The sequence below is a fragment of the Rhodococcus sp. EPR-147 genome (assembly GCF_001647185.1).
Taxonomy (GTDB): domain Bacteria; phylum Actinomycetota; class Actinomycetes; order Mycobacteriales; family Mycobacteriaceae; genus Rhodococcoides.
The window spans coordinates 1-1,965 of sequence record NZ_LVCU01000403.1; the positions used below are offsets into that span (position 1 = coordinate 1).

A 1,965-nucleotide genomic window follows, 5' to 3' on the forward strand; every position below is an offset into this window, starting at 1 on the left:
GACCGACCTCAGTTGCAGCTGCTCCTCGAGAGCGTGCGCGCCGGCGACGTCGTCGCAGTATGGCGACTCGATCGACTCGGCCGCTCACTGAGCCACCTCATCGAAACCGTCAACCTCATCGAAACCAAAGGTGCAACACTGCGCAGCATCACCGAAGGCATCGACACCTCGACAGTCGGAGGACGCCTGACCTACAACATCTTCGGCTCCCTCGCCGAATTCGAACGAGACCTCGTCAAAGAACGCACCATGGCCGGCCTCGCAGCCGCACGAGCCCGCGGCCGCATCGGTGGCCAACCAGCCAAGATCGACGCCGACAAAGCTCGTCACATCCGCAGAATGCTCGACGACGGCACACCCAAAACCGAAATCGCATCAGTACTCGGAATCGGCCGCGCCACCCTCTACCGGCACCTCAGTTCGCCTGCGGGTTAAGCGATTAGCTCCCATCACGGTGTACGTCCGGCCCCGGGTTCCTTTGGCGAGACACTTCCACCGGGTACACCAAAACGGCGACAGGAGGGGTCGCACGTCCTCTGTCTCTGCCAAGGAAAATTGGCGGCTCGCAAGGTCAGGACCGGAACAAATTTCCGTACAGCTGTGCAATGGATTCGAAGACTTCTACGGGATCCACATAATTGTTCTTGTCTCGTAACGCGTCTTCGAGGGCATCTTCGTTCACGATGTTGTCGGGGACCAGCACGTGCCACTTGTAACCCCGCGGTTGTGGACGAACTCCTGCCGAGGCCAAGTATGCATTGATGTCCTCGTTCTGTGCACGCAAATCTTCTTCAGTGAAGGCCTCGAACCAAACTTCCTGCGGGTCACCGGTTGCCTGGTGACCGCGTGACACTTTCACGGGCGGATGCAGCGCCGCTGGATACGACGTCCGAAAGCATCGGCCCGGACCCGCAGCCCAGGCAGTCAACGCCCCATGACCGTTGGCGACGAGCGGTACGTATCGACCCGTGGGCAGACCTTCAGGTATTTCACCCTCGTCATCCGCGACCGGGTAATCGCCCCAGTATTGAGCCATACCGTCTCCTTTAGGCTGAAACGAACTCTGGCCTCGGCCGCCGAAGCGCCGAGGCCAGAGGCGACGATCAAGATGCTAACCGATCTGGAACGACCCGATGGGGTCCCCGGTCTGTGACAGCAGGGGAATCGTCCGGGGAGCTGGCGTCGCGGCAGCGTCGACTACCGAACCAACCAAATCGTCCGACCTGACGTACCCCAGCTCACCATCGGTACCGATGGCGCTGACCAGGTCAGGGAGTTCAGCATCTGCCTGCGCGGCCTCGCCGGTTCCGTAGCTCTCACCGTCCGGATTTGTTCCTTGTGCGCGCGCAGCGTCGCCGTCTGCGCGAGGTGCAGCCAGGGCAGCGGGGGCAGGGTACTGGAGGGGGTCGGACGGGAAGGTGACGTACTCCGACATGTTTCCACCGGACGGCCACACCGCCACGAATCCATGACTGTTGTAGAAGCCGGGTCCGCAGTCTCGAGTGGACGTAGCGGTCTGAGAACTCGTGTTGAACAGGTTGAACTGGTAGTCCGTCGCCGAGCACAACGCACCCTCCCGGAAGAGGCGGGCTTTGGAGCCGATAACACCCTGCGGCACAGTGCTTCCGAAGGCCGTGTAAACACGCGTCGACGCTTTGGGAACTCCGGCGTTGTTCCTGACTTGTCATTGGTCGACATATTCGAGCGCGAACGGAATCAATGCAGAATGCACCGAATGCGTTCTCTACCAACAGGTCTGCAGCAATCCGCCTCGGTTGCAGACCGGCCGGTTTTACCTACCCTAGCGGCAAAGTTGCCGATTACGCTAGCGCAAGTAATGAAACGGTCAAAAGTATTGAATCGAGTCGAATCATAGACGGTATGGAGGTCTTGGCTGGGGCCCCTCCGCATGTAAGCGTGGGTTGCCGACAGGAGTGGGTCCTGGCCGGTAGAGCCACAGATGTG

Annotated in this window: 3 protein-coding genes; 1 reads left to right on the top strand and 2 read right to left on the bottom strand. The window is 60.4% G+C overall.

The window, feature by feature from the left end; genetic code table 11:
* Positions 1-435 (top strand): recombinase family protein (locus tag A2J02_RS18020; protein WP_068051811.1); only part of this gene is annotated, 435 nt, incomplete at its 5' end.
* Between the two features lie 136 nt (positions 436-571).
* Here A2J02_RS18020 and A2J02_RS18025 read toward each other — a convergent pair.
* Positions 572-1,036 carry a DUF5956 family protein gene (locus tag A2J02_RS18025; RefSeq protein ID WP_032373337.1) on the bottom strand — a complete coding sequence of 155 codons (465 nt, stop codon included), beginning with the start codon at positions 1,034-1,036 and terminating at the stop codon, positions 572-574.
* A gap of 75 nt (positions 1,037-1,111) precedes the next feature.
* Positions 1,112-1,618, bottom strand: coding sequence for a hypothetical protein (locus A2J02_RS18030; protein ID WP_032373336.1), 507 nt, complete (start codon positions 1,616-1,618; stop codon positions 1,112-1,114).
* Between the last annotated feature and the right edge of the window lie 347 nt (positions 1,619-1,965).